At 62.1% G+C, this 13,617-nt stretch carries 20 protein-coding genes; 8 read left to right on the top strand and 12 right to left on the bottom strand.

The genetic code is table 11. From position 1 onward, the window contains the following. Nucleotides 1–45 precede the first annotated feature (45 nt). The 7 genes from EJO71_RS29205 to EJO71_RS29175 all read right to left on the bottom strand — a co-directional run bounded on the left by EJO71_RS29205 (nt 46) and on the right by EJO71_RS29175 (nt 5,051). Complete coding sequence (locus EJO71_RS29205) at nt 46–540, bottom strand: DUF4189 domain-containing protein (RefSeq protein ID WP_164546930.1); 495 nt, start codon at nt 538–540, stop codon at nt 46–48. Between the two features lie 27 nt (nt 541–567). Beyond that, nucleotides 568–1,071 carry a DUF4189 domain-containing protein gene (locus tag EJO71_RS34485; protein ID WP_164546931.1) on the bottom strand — a complete coding sequence of 168 codons (504 nt, stop codon included), beginning with the start codon at nt 1,069–1,071 and terminating at the stop codon, nt 568–570. Between the two features lie 79 nt (nt 1,072–1,150). Then, nucleotides 1,151–2,104: a lysozyme inhibitor LprI family protein gene (locus tag EJO71_RS29195; protein WP_125952278.1), complete on the bottom strand. Its 954-nt coding sequence runs from the start codon at nt 2,102–2,104 to the stop codon at nt 1,151–1,153. Further along, nucleotides 2,101–2,688 (bottom strand): hypothetical protein, encoded by a 588-nt coding sequence (locus EJO71_RS29190; protein ID WP_125952279.1) that lies wholly within the window; start codon nt 2,686–2,688, stop codon nt 2,101–2,103. The genes EJO71_RS29195 and EJO71_RS29190 overlap by 4 nt, the downstream gene beginning before the upstream one ends. Before the next feature lie 17 nt (nt 2,689–2,705). Further along, nucleotides 2,706–3,419, bottom strand: a complete 714-nt coding sequence (locus EJO71_RS29185) for a hypothetical protein (RefSeq protein ID WP_125952280.1) — start codon at nt 3,417–3,419, stop codon at nt 2,706–2,708. Beyond that, nucleotides 3,404–4,153, bottom strand: coding sequence for a hypothetical protein (locus EJO71_RS29180; RefSeq protein WP_125952281.1), 750 nt, complete (start codon nt 4,151–4,153; stop codon nt 3,404–3,406). Before EJO71_RS29180 ends, EJO71_RS29185 begins: the two co-directional genes overlap by 16 nt. A 40-nt stretch (nt 4,154–4,193) precedes the next feature. Continuing rightward, nucleotides 4,194–5,051, bottom strand: a complete 858-nt coding sequence (locus tag EJO71_RS29175; RefSeq protein ID WP_206169062.1) for a PASTA domain-containing protein — start codon at nt 5,049–5,051, stop codon at nt 4,194–4,196. Between the two features lie 326 nt (nt 5,052–5,377). Between EJO71_RS29175 and EJO71_RS29170 the strand changes: the two genes are divergently transcribed. From EJO71_RS29170 to EJO71_RS29150, 5 genes are all read left to right on the top strand, one after another. After that, nucleotides 5,378–6,184 (top strand): hypothetical protein, encoded by an 807-nt coding sequence (locus EJO71_RS29170; RefSeq protein ID WP_206169063.1) that lies wholly within the window; start codon nt 5,378–5,380, stop codon nt 6,182–6,184. A 172-nt stretch (nt 6,185–6,356) separates the two neighbouring features. Continuing rightward, nucleotides 6,357–6,923, top strand: coding sequence for a TetR/AcrR family transcriptional regulator (locus tag EJO71_RS29165; RefSeq protein ID WP_125952282.1), 567 nt, complete (start codon nt 6,357–6,359; stop codon nt 6,921–6,923). Between the two features lie 101 nt (nt 6,924–7,024). Then, a complete protein-coding gene (locus EJO71_RS29160) occupies nt 7,025–8,104 on the top strand; it encodes an AraC family transcriptional regulator (protein WP_240651561.1) in 1,080 nt (359 codons plus the stop codon). Between the two features lie 106 nt (nt 8,105–8,210). Then, nucleotides 8,211–8,669, top strand: a complete 459-nt coding sequence (locus EJO71_RS29155; protein WP_125952301.1) for a DUF4189 domain-containing protein — start codon at nt 8,211–8,213, stop codon at nt 8,667–8,669. 285 nt (nt 8,670–8,954) lie between these two features. Further along, nucleotides 8,955–9,341 carry a hypothetical protein gene (locus EJO71_RS29150; protein WP_125952283.1) on the top strand — a complete coding sequence of 129 codons (387 nt, stop codon included), beginning with the start codon at nt 8,955–8,957 and terminating at the stop codon, nt 9,339–9,341. Nucleotides 9,342–9,438: 97 nt separating this feature from the next. Here EJO71_RS29150 and EJO71_RS29145 read toward each other — a convergent pair whose 3' ends face one another. Beyond that, complete coding sequence (locus EJO71_RS29145; protein WP_137860900.1) at nt 9,439–10,146, bottom strand: hypothetical protein; 708 nt, start codon at nt 10,144–10,146, stop codon at nt 9,439–9,441. A gap of 265 nt (nt 10,147–10,411) precedes the next feature. Here EJO71_RS29145 and EJO71_RS29140 point away from each other — a divergent pair, with 265 nt between their 5' ends. After that, nucleotides 10,412–11,008 (top strand): TetR/AcrR family transcriptional regulator, encoded by a 597-nt coding sequence (locus EJO71_RS29140; RefSeq protein WP_125952285.1) that lies wholly within the window; start codon nt 10,412–10,414, stop codon nt 11,006–11,008. A 118-nt stretch (nt 11,009–11,126) separates the two neighbouring features. Here EJO71_RS29140 and EJO71_RS29135 read toward each other — a convergent pair whose 3' ends face one another. The 4 genes from EJO71_RS29135 to EJO71_RS29120 form a co-directional block, all read right to left on the bottom strand. After that, on the bottom strand, nt 11,127–11,489 hold the full coding sequence (locus tag EJO71_RS29135) for a hypothetical protein (protein WP_125952286.1): 363 nt from the start codon (nt 11,487–11,489) through the stop codon (nt 11,127–11,129). Between the two features lie 82 nt (nt 11,490–11,571). Continuing rightward, nucleotides 11,572–11,922, bottom strand: coding sequence for a hypothetical protein (locus tag EJO71_RS29130; RefSeq protein WP_125952287.1), 351 nt, complete (start codon nt 11,920–11,922; stop codon nt 11,572–11,574). 33 nt (nt 11,923–11,955) lie between these two features. Then, nucleotides 11,956–12,294 (bottom strand): hypothetical protein, encoded by a 339-nt coding sequence (locus tag EJO71_RS29125; RefSeq protein WP_125952288.1) that lies wholly within the window; start codon nt 12,292–12,294, stop codon nt 11,956–11,958. 150 nt (nt 12,295–12,444) lie between these two features. Continuing rightward, the gene (locus tag EJO71_RS29120; protein ID WP_125952289.1) at nt 12,445–12,885 is read right to left on the bottom strand and encodes a hypothetical protein; all 441 of its coding nucleotides are present in this window, start codon (nt 12,883–12,885) and stop codon (nt 12,445–12,447) included. A gap of 227 nt (nt 12,886–13,112) precedes the next feature. Here EJO71_RS29120 and EJO71_RS34480 point away from each other — a divergent pair, with 227 nt between their 5' ends. Both EJO71_RS34480 and EJO71_RS29115 read left to right on the top strand, forming a co-directional pair. Continuing rightward, nucleotides 13,113–13,274 carry a hypothetical protein gene (locus EJO71_RS34480; RefSeq protein ID WP_164546932.1) on the top strand — a complete coding sequence of 54 codons (162 nt, stop codon included), beginning with the start codon at nt 13,113–13,115 and terminating at the stop codon, nt 13,272–13,274. Nucleotides 13,275–13,288: 14 nt separating this feature from the next. Then, a partial coding sequence (locus EJO71_RS29115; protein WP_164546933.1) for a hypothetical protein occupies nt 13,289–13,617 on the top strand: 329 nt, incomplete at its 3' end.

The following is a 13,617-nucleotide window of genomic DNA, read 5'->3' as shown; positions in this document are numbered from 1 at the left end:
ACAATCCCTTGTTTTTGTATCCGCTGATCGAGTTGGGCCAGAAGACTATCTAACGGCCTTGGCCTTGCTGCAATTGCTGTAGACCACTTTGCAGGACGCCTCTTTGCAATTTGCAACTGCGGCGTTTGCCGCTTCGGCGGGGCTGTTGCCATTCGCTACCGCGAAAAGGGTGGGGCCTTGCGCGAGCGCAACGCAGCCGTCGGCATACCAGTTGAGCAGTTCGCATTTCTTTGCGCCCAGGTCAAGGCAGTTCTGCATGGCGATGCGCTCGGCATCCGCTCTGCTCGGCTTGTCGTGAGACGCGCCAATGAATCCCGTCTCGGTCGTATCCATGGCCACAGCGCCATATTGAGAGATCCAGGTAATCCTCGGCACTGCGGGTGTCGCAGCTCCGTTCTGGTTGTAGCCAGGCATGGGTCGGCAGGACGACGCACCGGGGCCGCCTTCGGGAACCATGCCGCTAGGGCAGCCACCCTCGGCATGGAGCGTTGTGCCGGCAACGCCCAGCAGACAAATCAGCAACATCTGCAAGCGTTTCATGATTTGCGATCTGCCCATGCTCCGAACTCACTGAAGACGTAGCGCCATGGTGCAACTGCTAAAAACAACTTTGCATGACGCATCTTCACACAGGCCTATAACGGCTTTCTCGGCTTCGGGCTGTGTCGGTCTGGTTGCGACGCTATAGTGAGTATCGGCCTTCGCTACCGCCACGCAACTGTTGGAGTAGGCGGAGATCAATTCGCATTTCTTTGAACCCAGGTCGAGACAGTTTTTCATGGCGATCTTCTCTGCCTCGGATCGGCTTGCTTTGTTACGCGAAGCGCCAATGTTGCCGGTTTCCATGGCATCCAGAGCGACTGCGCCCCAACGCTCGATATAAGTGACACTGAGCGGTGCGCCCGGTATGCCCTGATTCCCCGGCTGGCCATACCCAGGGATAGGGCTGCAAGAAGTTACTCCTTGCCCACCTTGTGGAACCGTGCCAGGAGGACAGCCGCCCTCTGCATAGGCTTGAGTACAGAATGTGAATGCTGTCACCATGAGCGCCAAGGCGAGTTTGCTTTTCATCAGAGTATTGACCTTGAGAAACCACCGGGAAGTGCCGGCGGGCGGGGATCGACGCGGGGTAAAAAACATGATCGCCCTCTCAACGCACCGCGCCGGTGTTCTGCGGGTAGCGGCTGTCTGCCAGACAGGCGTGCAGCCAATCGGTGTCTTCGGCACCAAGCTCGACTTCGGCATCCAACTTGGGCAGAGCCTTGGGTGCCAGGGCTGGGCGGCCTGGGTGAAGATTCCAGCCTGCATTCGCTTTGCGTCGATCGTCCACCGTGTCCGGGCATGGGCTGCCGCCTTCTGACCCGTCGCCGCATGCCGCCACGGTTTCCAGCCGACCTTGAACGACGTTGCCCACCAGACGTGTCTGGTAGTAGCCGCCGCTCGCCCAGTCATCCATCAGGGTGCAGACCCGGTCCCGGTTCTGATAGCGGCGTTCGCTGAAGCAGCCATAGCTCAGCTCCTGACCGCCGGGCAGAAAATCGCATCCTGTCTCGAAACCCGCAAATGCCCCACCCGTGAATTGCGCCAGGAACTTGCGTTGCTGGAGCGCCGTTTCCAGCAGGTGTGGCGTGGCGGGGTTGGCCTTGCTGGGTTCGCTCATTGTCTTGGTGCGCTGACGAATCGCTTTGAGCAGGCTGGCGTGCAGGGCCTTGCCGCTCGGCGCGCCGGCGAGATCCTGCGGATCCGCGAACCGCTTGTCACGCGCTTCGATCCAGCGCTTCTGGCCGCGGACGAGCATCGCGCGCAGATCGGTGTCATTGCCGGCCTGCTGCATGACAGCCGCATAGACTTTACCCATCTCCGCGTCGGCGGCCTTGAGTTTTTCATCGGCGCAGATCGTACGTTCGACGGGGTTGCTGGCCTTTCTGCAGTCGATCGCATGCGCCGCGACGGTGCTGACGAGCAAGGTGATGCAGGTGGCGTATCTCAGGAGAGCTTTCATGGTGACTTCCGGGGCAATTTCGTGGGTCAGGTTCAATGCAGCAAGCGTTGAGCCGCGTGGCGACGATTCCTGTTCAAGTGCGTGGATGCGCAGCCCCATCATGGCAATGACTGTGCTGTCAATGTCATATCGAAAATGTCGTCAGGCGGCGTCGCGCGAAAGAGTGCGCGGTCGGTGAATCCATCAGCGTATGCATGGTTGAACGCGCGCTGGTAGTCGGCCACCGCGTAGTAGGTGGTGGCCGGCTTTCCGGCCAGCAGCTCGCCGCCGCTCATGGCGGCATTGAACTTGACGCCGTTACCCTTGAGCTCGATATTCAGCGTGTTGATGGCCCAATGGCACACGCCCAGGCCGTGATAGTCCGCGTCCTGCAGGCGATCTGGGACGACCGTGCCACGGTACACGGTGGCGCTCACCCGCGTGACGACGAACTCCACCACCTTCTCGGGATGCAGCGAGGCGCCCTCGAACGGCGTCAGCGGCAGGCAACGTTCGTTGCCCACCCGGTAGCGCACCCAGCCACGCGCCGCGTCATCGAAGGTGCCTGGCGGCCGATGGATCTGCAGCGTGACCTCGTAGCGTTCCCGTGGCATCGGGTTGTCCTGGATCGTGCTGTCCTGTGGCCCGGCACAGGCCAACGCGGCAAACATCGACAGCAGCAGGAGTAGAGGGATGCGAGATCGCATGCTCGACGTCCTATGGCCTACGGCTTCTTGGCGCGTTGGCAGCCCATTTGCTTGATGAGCTCCGATGGATCTTCGGTGTCGAAAAAGAACGCGGAGTGGATTGCACTGGATGCAGCATCGGGCCAGGCCTCGAGCCGGCCACGCGCGAACAGCGATCGCTGCTCCCCTGGCCAGGTCAGTCGCATGAAGACATCCTTGCTCCAGGGCTCCATGCCGCCTTCGTCCCACGCACAGTTGTCGGCCACCAGCGCGACATCCACGCCGGGCTCGAGCTGCTGCCGCAGGATCTCACGGAACCGCGTGGTGGGCTTCTGATGGCTGGCTGGCGGGATCAAGACGCCGATCGATGTGGTGCGGCCCTTTGCATCGCGCTGGATGGTCAGGACTGCCTGCACGGAGGGCTTGCCGAGGGCACCGGGCAACTGGATCACGCCCTCGGCCTCGGGTCCTGCGTCCTTGCTGTTCTTCCACCGCACGCCGGGGTGCGGCGCATACGGGTTATACGGGGTCTGCTTGACGAAATCGGCCAGCAACAGCTTCAGCGGGGTATCAGTGACGGTGGCATTGCCCGCGGCCCCGCTCTGCAACGGTTGGGCAGATGCAGAGCTTGCCAGCACCAGACCCATGCACAGCGACAGCGTCGCCGCGATCGAGAGGACGTGACGACGGACAACGTGGCATGGAGTGTGGCGCATGGGTGTCTGCCTGCTCAGGATCAGGATGTCTTGCACTGCATGTCCACGATGCGCTGCTGAGGCCTGGTCCGGTAGAAAACGAAGTTCGTGGCGCCCGGTCCCTGGTTGCCTGCGTCTTCGTCGACATACGTTTCTGCGAACACCGGCATGGCGACACCGGCGAGGCTGACCTCGTAGAACACGTTCTTCTGCGTGTTCGGTGCCGTCGTGCCGTGGTCGAGCGCGCAGGTACCGGCAATAGGCTTCACCGTGGTGTCGCTGCCGAACTGCCGTTGCAGGATGCCTTGCGCGTCGTCGCTCGGATAGAACTTCTGCAGCACGATCGACAGCACGCTGGTCGCATTGCCGTTGAGCACCACGCCGACATGGCCTTCGTTGTCCTTCTTCACGCCAGCCTCGGCGCCAACCTTGCCGTCCGGCACATCGACCTCGCCGAAGCCAGCGAGCAGCATGTCCCCACCGCGGTAGTGTGTGGCATCGGGCGAGACGGTGTCGGGGTTGGCCAGCGGCTTCGCGTCATCCCAGTGCACGCTGGGAACGCTGTCAAACGCAGACCAGGAAGCAGCTGCTTGACCGCCGAAAACACCGAGCAACGCTTGCAGGGGCGACGCTGCGGTCTTGACCGATGCAGGAGCGTTCAGTACGGGCGCCGTAGATGCGGTCGGCGCTGCCGGTCCCTTGGGTGGCGTGGCGGGTTCGCACGCGCTCAGGCTGATCAGCAGAGCGCAGGCTGACAACGTCCACAGACCGATCCTGGGCAGGCGTTGCATGAAGAGGGCTCCTTGGAAGCTGTGAAGACGGGAAGAAGGATCAGCGGCACTTGGCGTCGTAGCCAACAACGTTCGGAAGGCCCTTCTCGCCCGCGGTGATGACCGACAGCGCACCGGCCGCTCCGGTATAGCTGAAGCTGCAGTAGGCAAGGCCCGTTCCCGCGCAGGACTCGACCTCGACGATGCCGCGCTTGATCAAGCCCGCTTGCCGCGACTCGCCATCCGGCTTGATGCGCACGGGCTTCCAGCCCTTGTCGGCCAGCGCCTTGCGCGCCTGGTCGATCGGCATGCCGTAGACGTTCGGCACCTTGGCCTGGCCCTTGCAGACGGATTCCTCGTCGGCCAGCTTGCCCAGACGCACGGTGCCGTCGGCCTCCACGCGCAGGTCGCCCACCGGCGAGCCGACGATGTCGCCGTCCCACACACGCACCGCGCCGCCTTCGAGCGCGGTCAGGTTGCCGATGGCCGTGTCTTCGGCCGACTTGCCGTAGGCGAGCGCGACGAGCTTGTCGCCGTCGAACACGGCCACATTGCCTTGGGTGATGTTGCAGGTGCCACTGGTGCCGGCTTCCATCTGGCCGGCGAAGCTGACGGCCCGATAGGCGCCCAGCGGCACATCCGCCATCACGGCCCAACCCTGTGCAGCCACCAGCCTGGCCGCTGCCGACTTCGGCTGGAGAACGCGCCACGGGCAACCGTTGCGCTCGCCGGCGCTGCCGCCGGCCTTGGGCAGGCTGGCGATCGCCTTCATGCGGATGTCCTTCAGATCGGACTGCACGCGCAGCGCTGTCGCAGCAGTTTGCGCCATTGCCGGCAAGGTCAGCGCAAGGCTCAGCGTGAGTGCCGCACTCAACGCGGCGGGTACCTCGAGGGCATTCAGGAAAAGGCGTGACAGCATGGCGAGAGATTGAGGTGAGCGCTGGTTCTATGCGCTGCGTTTGTATGAAAAGGATCGACGGTGTGCTGGCGAATGGAGATTCATCTGAAGATGACTGATGCGATACGTCTTCTCCGAAATACTGCTGGACGAAAGATGGTGAATGGACATCGAGCTGGCGCATCGCGTGACAGCGTGCCCACCTTTCTTCTCGGCATCAAGAATCCTCCGCAGGGTCCGTCCGTTTGCTCGTTTCGAATTCTATTCAAACTAGATCGATCGGTATATATTCATCCGCGCTATTCAACACGGCGAAACCCGACCACTGTCACGACGAAGACACAGAGATGAAAGTTCTCAACATGATCCGAATTTCCGCAGCCTCACTTCAAATTCAGTCGGCACTTCGGGCGGCGGCAGGCGTGGCCATCGTCGTCGGCGTGCTCTCGGGATGCGCTGCCAACTCGCCTTCCGCTTCGAGCGATCCACAGCAGCAGCTTGTCATTGATCAGCAGAACGCGAACAAGCTGTACACACAGAGTCTGCTCGCCTACAAGCCGCTCTTCGAAAACCCTGGCGGCTACAGCCAGGCGCAGGTACTCGCCGCATACGATGCGCTCCTGTACAAGTACTCCCTCGCCGTGGTGAGTTGGATGCACGCCATCTACCCTGCCTCGCGACAGGCCCTCCCGCCCTCCCTGCAGCCGCTTTCCGCTCCAGCAGAGCCACTCACGCTGGCAAATGTGAATCGGGACTACGAACACGCGCTCGGAATGAACGCGGCCGCGTGGGACATTGCCATGGCGGCAGACTTCGGCAAGCCGTCGAAGCTGCCTGTCCCGAGATACGATGGCCCGATACTCATCGGGCCTGTCGTGCCGCCTCTGCCGCCTCTGCAGGATGTCCGCGATCCGAAGTTCGCGCGGCTGGTGACCATGACCAAGAGGGTGGATGACGCACAGAAGGCAGACCTCGCGCAACAGCGCGCGGCGACTGAAAAAGTCTTGTCGGAAGCCGCGGCAATCCGCGCTACGAACAATCTCCGCGGTCAAGGCCTCGACCAGATCAATCCAAGGACCGGGCTGCCGTACCCGCCGCCGCAACAGGAAACGCAGCGTTGGTGCATGATGGGCGGCGGCCGGGTTCCCTGCTGAACCTTTCCACGGCCCGAGAGTGGACGCCCTGGGCGACGTCGTATCTCCACCCGATGTGGACGCGATTACACCGGGCCTCCGGGGCACCTGAACTACGATTCGTCCGATACGGCGACGGCATGAGCACCATCGATGCATCGTCGCCATATCGTTGCGATTCGAAGGACAAGGCATGGAGCAGGAGAGCCGTGATCGGCTCATCGGCAGGGCAACCGAGCTCTTTTCAGAAAGAGGCTTCTACCTTGTCGGCGTCGAAGAAATCATCGGTGCCTCCGATGAACTGCGTATCGCGATGCATCGCCATTTCCCGCGCAAGGAGGACCTTGTGCATGCCGTCCTGGAGAAGCGCTCCGACGACATCCTGGCCGACATCGCGCAGCGCCTGCAGGAGATTCCCGATCCGGCGGGAAAGATCAAAGGGATCTTCGACTGGTACGGCGACTGGTTTCGCACGCCGGGCTTTGCTGGATGCCTGTTCGAGCGGGCGCTGTCCGAATTCGGCGTCGAGGCCGAGGGCATCTCGGATGTGGCGATCCGCTACCGGAGCACGCTGGAGAAGCAGATGGCCGACATGCTGCGAACCTTGGTCCCTGCCAAGAATGCCGTTCGACTGGCCACCACCTACACGATGCTTCTCCACGGTGCGAGCACCGCGGCGCATGCCCACGGGGATCCGGAGGCGGCGCACCACGCATGGCAGTCGGCCAAGGTTCTGCTCGATGAAGCAAGCCGTCATTGAGTCGATGCGCCACCCGTCTGCGGCATTCACCGTTTGCACGGAGCGCATCAGCTGCGCCATTCACCGGCACCGTCACGCCGATCGGCGATGATTCTCAGGTTATGGGAAGAAAGCTCGTTGCCATCGAACGGACGGACACGGTTCCCGTCTTCAGGTTCTCCACGACCGACTACCCCGAACGGGATCGCTTCCACTTGTGGGTCAAGGACAATCTGTGCGACTGCGAATTCGAGGATGACGGTTACGGCGCATTCGATGCGGAGGCAACAGGCGCAGCGCTCGGCCCTCTGGTCATCTCGGGACGACGCTGGCCGAAACGCCCCCGACCGCTGACCTACCTGGTCCACCGCAACGCGCGGCGCATCCGGCTGGATGGCCAGGATTCCTTTCGCTTCACGCTGCTGCTTGGCGGGCAAGTCACACGCCGGGCCATGGGGTCGGACGCCATCAAGCGAGCCGGCGATCTCTTCTTCTACGATGTCGCCCAGCTCAACGACTGCATGGTCGAAGCCGGAGACGTCATCAGCGTTGTCGTTCCCAGGTACCTGCTGCCGGGCCATGCAGCGCTTCTGCATGACCGCACGCTGAGCAGCAGCGTCGGGCGTCTCCTGGGCGATCAGATCCTGTCGCTCTTTCGAAATCTCTCCGCGCTGCGGCAGCAGGACGTGCTCCACGTGGTCCAGTCGATGTTGCTGCTGATGGCCGCCGCTGTGTCCCCGACCGCCGAAACGATCCGGGAGGCCGGCAGCTCGATCGGCGCTGCACTGCTTGAGCGGATTCACCACTACATCGATGCACACTTGCTGGAGCCCGACCTGACGCCCGAGAAGATCTGTCGGGACGTCGGCCTGTCGCGCGCCAGGCTCTACCAGCTGTTCGAGGCTGACGGCGGGATCATGCGGCAGATCCGGCGCAGAAGATTGCGTCATGCGCATCAGATGCTCAGCGATCCGCAACGTCGGCATGTGCGCATTGCAGAGATCGCGTGGACCCACGGCTTCTCGGACGAGAAATATTTCTACCGCATCTTCAAGGCCGAGTTCGGCCATACGCCGAAGGAGACGATGGAACATCGCACCGGCCCGATGTTCATGCCGGCCGGACACGTGACCGGCACCCTGTCGAATGCGGGGAACGGACTTCCCGGATGGACACTGCCATTCGGCGTGCTCAACAACTGATCGGGTGTTCAGCGTTTCGACCGGCCGATTCTGAAGCTGATGGCAGCGGAGAGATCACAAGATCGTGAAAAGAGCACTCCTCGTATTTTTCCTGGCCTCGCTGAGCATGCATTTCTTCGGTTCCCAGGCTCACGCGCAGATGGCTTGCCCTTCGGGTTGGATCCCCTACAGCGCGACTTCCTGCGGGCCCGCACCCAATTCGCAGCAATCCCCCAAACCCAGAGACCGTGGCGCCCCCCTCCAGTTGGGGTCTCGTTGGGGGGCGATCGCCACCGATGGAGTGAAGGGCGTGCTCGGGACTGCCACCGGGGAGCGTAGCGAGCAAGGTGCCGCGGGCAAGGCATTGGCGGATTGCCAGGCCAAGGGAGGGACGCCCTGCAAGCTCCAGATTTCCTATGCCAATGGATGCGGAGCGATGATCGTCGGGGGTCGTGGATTCAGTACGGCCTACGCCGGCACCAAGGAAGAGGCCATACAGAGAGCCATGGCGGTCTGCCGCAGCGATGGCGATACCGAATGCCATGTGTACTACACCGATTGCAGCCTGCCGAGACGGGACCCCTAGCCGCGGGTCCCTGTCTAGAGGCTGCCAGCGTCATGGCTTACGAAGAGTGGATAAAGATGCGACTCAAAATCCTTCTGGCTGGTTGCATGGCTTGCATCAGCACTGCCTGACACGTTCAGGGGCCCCGTCCTCCAGGCTGGGTCGACGCAGAGATACCAGGCGACCGGTGCACCGAGCTGCACTGTGGCTGCACCGCATTCGGCTTGCCAAGGAAACCATCCGCCCCCAAGGCGCACAGGCCTTTCCGGGGCGCATCACTTTCGGGCATCACAGAGGAATTGCACGATGACACTGACAGCCAGCATTGACGAGATCGCCCGCAGCTTGGACGGGCTGGATCCGCCTTGGCTACCTCGCTACGACCTGTGCGCCTATGCCGCCAAGGTGGACGAGGCGTGCGGGTACACCTCCGACACGATGGTCGGCATGGAAGTACACACGAAGCTGTTCGAGGAGGTCGTCGCGTTCGTGCAGTTGTGCGGCGCGTTTGGTCGATTGCACCCCTCGGATGCGAAGCTGTATGCGTGCGTGCGCGACGACAGGGCGGGGATCGACGACGCGCTTGTCCGCAATGCCACCCGCGCCTGCCCGACCTACACAGGGTTGCTGGCGCTGCTGATCGAGCGCGGCATTCTTGTGCAGCGCGCGCAGAATCCGGCCTCACCTCGGTAAGGCATGGCGCGCCAGCCAGTGCGCTGCGGCATCCCGAAGGGCGCGTGGCCTCAACACTCCGTTTTTCGTCCACGCCAAGCGAGTACCGTTGCCGCCGTCAATGGCCAGAAAAGCCGGCGACAACGCGAACGCCTTTGGAGATGCTCCAGAGGGAAATGCACCAGCCGTCGCAATCTTCCTCCACGAGGATGGCGGGCAAATCGCCGCCGTCGAGATCGAAGTAGTTCACGGGCTTGGCGGGAATCATTCCCCGGTAGGCATAGGTCCCGCCTTCTTCCCTGACAAAGACATAGTGGCGTCGTGCGTAGTACTCGCCCGGAACGTCCCGCACCACATTGCCGGGCACGATGATCGTGGTTCGTCCTTCGTTCGACGCAGAGACTGCTGTGGCCGCGGCAAACTTCAACTGCTTCGCAGGCAGGCGCAAATGCGGCTTGCTTCCGGCGATCAATACCTTCACCGCCACCTGCTCGTCGGACGTGACCGCTCTCGTGTTCCAACGGGTGGTCCGTGTGGGCTTCAATGAAAACACGCCGACCTGCGCTGTGCCGGATTTCGGAGTCGGGCCCTTCACCGAGACTGCGAGCGTCTTCCAACTGTCCTGCCTGTCGACCTCATACGGTTCAGCCTTGCACGTGAATCGGGTGTTCTTCCCCCAAAGGTAGACGGGACTTCCACTCCTGCAATGCTCGCTGATCTCACGGGAATCCGCACGCCTGCTGAAATTGAGATTCACCGATTCGCTGTCATCCACCGACGAGAGCCACGCGAGGAACAGACCCGGGCGAGTGCTCGAACTCTCCATGGGCCCACCGGCTGTCGCTGCCACGGACGCGAAACTCAGGACGGCACAAAGGGCGTGGTGGCGAAGCGATTTCATCGCCGTAGTCTCTGCAGCTCCCGACAGGCGGTCAACTCTCTCGGTATCTATTTCTGGTCTCCTCGGTTCATCGCCGCGTAGCGGACACGGCAGCGACAGCGACAGCGCCCCATACAGTCGCGGGAATCCACGGAAATGCCCAGCGCCCCTGCTCGGCTAAGATGCCATCGCACAACGAGGAGATGATTGAATGCGCGCGAGCAAGCGCCAGCAGGTGGTGGACAAGGCCGGTGAGCTGTTCTCCCGTCATGGCTTTCACCCAGTCGGCATCGAGCGGATCATCGACGAGGCGGACGTCGCCCGCATGACCCTCTACCATCATTTCTCGAGCAAGGAAGACCTGATCAGGGAAGTGCTCGAGCAGCGCTACGCCTTCATCATGGACAGCATGGCCGCCAAGCTCGGGCCACTGCCTGACGCCACCGCCCGGCTGAAGGGGATTTTCGACTGGTACGGGACATGGTTCCGCAGCCCGACGTTTGCGGGCTGCCTGTTCGAGCGTGCGCTGGCGGAGTTCGGCGAGACCTGTCCCCCGGTGACCGATGTGGCGGTGCGTTATCGCAACGACCTGCTGGCGATGATCGAACAACTGCTGGCCGAGGTCGTGGGCCGCAGCACAGCCAGGCAGCTGGCTGGCATCTACGTGATGCTGCTCAGCGGAGCCACCGCCGACGCGCGGGCCATCGGCGATTCGAAAGCCGCCGCGCGCGCGTGGCGTGCAGCACAGGCATTGCTGGATCAAGCGCAAGCCGACGCAACCCCCGTTCCTCGTCGCCTGCGCTCCTGAGCTCGAATCCACCAAGAAGTCAGACGGGTTCGAGACTCCGGTACGCCTTGCCAAAACCCAAGAAGCGGCGGCCGGGCGCTCCCGAAAGCACCGTGAAGCTGCAGTTTTGAGCTGAGTCTTAGAGGCCGTCATCTGAAGGCCTCCCGATTCCCCCCGAGAAATAGTCGAGGAGACTGCCATCGCCAAGCCACGTTCGCTTGCCGCTGGCGATGGCCATCACCGCAGCTTTTTCGTGTGCCTTGGCAATCGCGGCAGGATCGCCAGATGCCTCCGCCACTTTCTGTTCTCCGATAGCGTCGATGACAAAAGCATCCAATGCCGACTCGATGATCCAAGCCGCCTCTTCAAAGGGAGCCAGACTCGGTTCGGTGCGTTCTGCGAATTTGTTGAGCTCCTGCTGCAACTGTTCGAGATGCACCGGATAGTCCTTGAGCACGTCGCGCAGCCGCGGAGGAATGGGTGGAGGAGCAAGTCTTGACATCGCACCCGTCTCCTTCAAAAAGATGGGAAGTCCATTGACCGGTGAGCCTGCTGGGGCCTCGTCCAACGGTCCACTGGAAGCCTCATTCGGACGCCTCCTTGTTCTCATGGAAGTACTTCCAAAAGCCGTCATGGCCAAGCCAGCGGACCTTGGAGCGCGTCCGGAGCATCGCTCGTTCCTTTTCCCTCGTCCGCTCGATCGCGGCGGTGTCGCCGCTGACCTCCGCTGCCTGCCGTTCGTCGTGTGCCCTGGTCGCGAGATCTGCCAGTTCATCTTCCAACGACCAGATGGCTTCATCGAACGGCTGTAGCCTTGGGGCGGCGTGGTCCGCGAATGTGTCGAGTACCTTCTGCAGACGCGCGATCTGTTCTGGATAGTCCTTGAGCAGTTCGAAAAGCTTCGTGGGAATTGGTGGAGAAGCGAGTCTTGGCATCGGTTTATCCTCCTCAAGATAGATCGAGTGAGGCTATGGCTCCTTGGTACGAGGGAGATCTGCAGCTCCAAGTTCGATCGCCATGCTCCTGATCGCGTTCAATGTGCCGTAGCCGGGGTTTTTACGGCAATGCTTCACCACGTAGTCCACGACCATCTTCTCCGAGAGGTCTGGGTAGATCCTTTGTGCGTTGTACGTGTTGTACGCGGAGATGTAGCCGCGCGCGTACTGATGCAGTTGGGCGCGGACCGACCCGTCTCGCCGGTGCTCAAGGACCGTGCGGCAGGGAAGACCCTCGTAAACCGAAATGACGGGCTTCGTGGCAAACGCCGTTGAACTGAAGAGTGCCGCGACAAGAAATATCGTTTTCATGGAAGGTGACTCTGTTTTGGTTTGCAGCGGTTGCATTGCGAGCGACGCAGGTTCGTCGAGATGGCTCGCTCGAGAAGATAAACAGCAAGCGAAAAAGTGCAAACGCCGCGCAAGCAAACTGCCGTTGAACAACGTGCCATCGCTCACCCCCTAGCGCAGCGGTTCGAACGACGGCGATGTGAAGCCGCCTTCCATCGTGCCGCTCAATGACGTACCGCTGCAGGTCCACGCCCAGCGCTCGAACGTGTAGTTGCTCTGGATCCAGCGATTGCCCGCGCCGTCACCGCCAGGCGAGCGAACCGACCAGCCTACCTCTGCGTAGTAGTGTGCTGCATCGCGTCCGTCGACCACGACGCCTTTGGTATCGACGATCTTTTCGCGCGTTGCACCGTTCTCGATCGGCTGGGGCCCTTTGTCTGTGTCGACCCTGTTCTGTGCGTGCAGCTGTCGCAGACGCTCCACGCATGCGTCAAAGCTGGCGAATGATTCCGGTGGAGTCTGGCGGAGCGGCAAATGTCCGCTCGCCTGGACCGATGGCGCGCACAGTACCAGCACGCTCAGCAAGCAGGGGCTTGCGTCGAGTCGCTTCATCCTTGAGCTTCCTGTGTATGTTTCATTCTTGCCTGCTCCGGTCGTCGTCCTTCCAGAGGACACTGCCACACCACTTGTGCTGCAAGGATCCATGACCGCTGCGACTGGCGACCTACCTCCGCGAGACGGGCTCCCAGTTCCGCCCGTACGGATCGAAGGCAGTGATCGATTCGGACGTCGCAGGGCAAGCAGGATCGAGCGGTGTGGAACGTCGGTACGGAGTGTGCATGACCTTCCTCGCGCCGAAGTGGACTCCGCTGAGTAGATTGGTGGAATCTCGTCCCACGCGCTCATCCGATGATCTCGACCTCGCCGTTTCCATTTCACGGGGGCTTCTCACCGTCTTCATTCGATGCGGTGATGAGGCCGCCATCATGGCGATCCAGTGACCTGCGAGGAATCCATGCACAAGAAAGTCCTGAGGCTCGGGCGAAGCGTCATGATGGCGCTGTCGGTCGCACTTTTGTCCACGACGGCGAACGCCTTTTCCGGCGACGCCACGGACAACGCATTCGCCGCCTTGCTTTCAATGCCAGGCGCCGAACCGGAGCAGGGTTACTGGGATTTTCCGAAGCCCGATGATCAGCCGGCGCGCAACGAGACTGCCCTGATCGCCTACCTGGCGAAGCAAATGAAGGCCGGCGCGGACCCCGATGCCTACCGGCACCTCGGCACCCTGCTCCACCACGCCATCCGTGCGGGCCGGGAACGCGCCGCGATCTGGCTGCTTGC

The sequence above is a fragment of the Variovorax sp. 679 genome (assembly GCF_003952185.1).
Lineage (GTDB): Bacteria > Pseudomonadota > Gammaproteobacteria > Burkholderiales > Burkholderiaceae_C > Variovorax.
This window is presented reverse-complemented; position numbering and strand designations above follow the sequence as displayed.

Coding starts and splice junctions, on each gene's coding strand:
- EJO71_RS29205 (WP_164546930.1), bottom strand. CDS start 540: ATGAAACGCTTGCAGATGTTGCTGATTTGTCTGCTGGGCGTTGCCGGC.
- EJO71_RS34485 (WP_164546931.1), bottom strand. CDS start 1,071: ATGAAAAGCAAACTCGCCTTGGCGCTCATGGTGACAGCATTCACATTC.
- EJO71_RS29195 (WP_125952278.1), bottom strand. CDS start 2,104: ATGATGGGGCTGCGCATCCACGCACTTGAACAGGAATCGTCGCCACGC.
- EJO71_RS29190 (WP_125952279.1), bottom strand. CDS start 2,688: ATGCGATCTCGCATCCCTCTACTCCTGCTGCTGTCGATGTTTGCCGCG.
- EJO71_RS29180 (WP_125952281.1), bottom strand. CDS start 4,153: ATGCAACGCCTGCCCAGGATCGGTCTGTGGACGTTGTCAGCCTGCGCT.
- EJO71_RS29175 (WP_206169062.1), bottom strand. CDS start 5,051: ATGCTGTCACGCCTTTTCCTGAATGCCCTCGAGGTACCCGCCGCGTTG.
- EJO71_RS29170 (WP_206169063.1), top strand. CDS start 5,378: ATGAAAGTTCTCAACATGATCCGAATTTCCGCAGCCTCACTTCAAATT.
- EJO71_RS29165 (WP_125952282.1), top strand. CDS start 6,357: ATGGAGCAGGAGAGCCGTGATCGGCTCATCGGCAGGGCAACCGAGCTC.
- EJO71_RS29160 (WP_240651561.1), top strand. CDS start 7,025: ATGGGAAGAAAGCTCGTTGCCATCGAACGGACGGACACGGTTCCCGTC.
- EJO71_RS29155 (WP_125952301.1), top strand. CDS start 8,211: ATGCATTTCTTCGGTTCCCAGGCTCACGCGCAGATGGCTTGCCCTTCG.
- EJO71_RS29150 (WP_125952283.1), top strand. CDS start 8,955: ATGACACTGACAGCCAGCATTGACGAGATCGCCCGCAGCTTGGACGGG.
- EJO71_RS29145 (WP_137860900.1), bottom strand. CDS start 10,146: ATGGAGAGTTCGAGCACTCGCCCGGGTCTGTTCCTCGCGTGGCTCTCG.
- EJO71_RS29140 (WP_125952285.1), top strand. CDS start 10,412: ATGCGCGCGAGCAAGCGCCAGCAGGTGGTGGACAAGGCCGGTGAGCTG.
- EJO71_RS29135 (WP_125952286.1), bottom strand. CDS start 11,489: ATGTCAAGACTTGCTCCTCCACCCATTCCTCCGCGGCTGCGCGACGTG.
- EJO71_RS29130 (WP_125952287.1), bottom strand. CDS start 11,922: ATGCCAAGACTCGCTTCTCCACCAATTCCCACGAAGCTTTTCGAACTG.
- EJO71_RS29125 (WP_125952288.1), bottom strand. CDS start 12,294: ATGAAAACGATATTTCTTGTCGCGGCACTCTTCAGTTCAACGGCGTTT.
- EJO71_RS29120 (WP_125952289.1), bottom strand. CDS start 12,885: ATGAAGCGACTCGACGCAAGCCCCTGCTTGCTGAGCGTGCTGGTACTG.
- EJO71_RS34480 (WP_164546932.1), top strand. CDS start 13,113: ATGACCTTCCTCGCGCCGAAGTGGACTCCGCTGAGTAGATTGGTGGAA.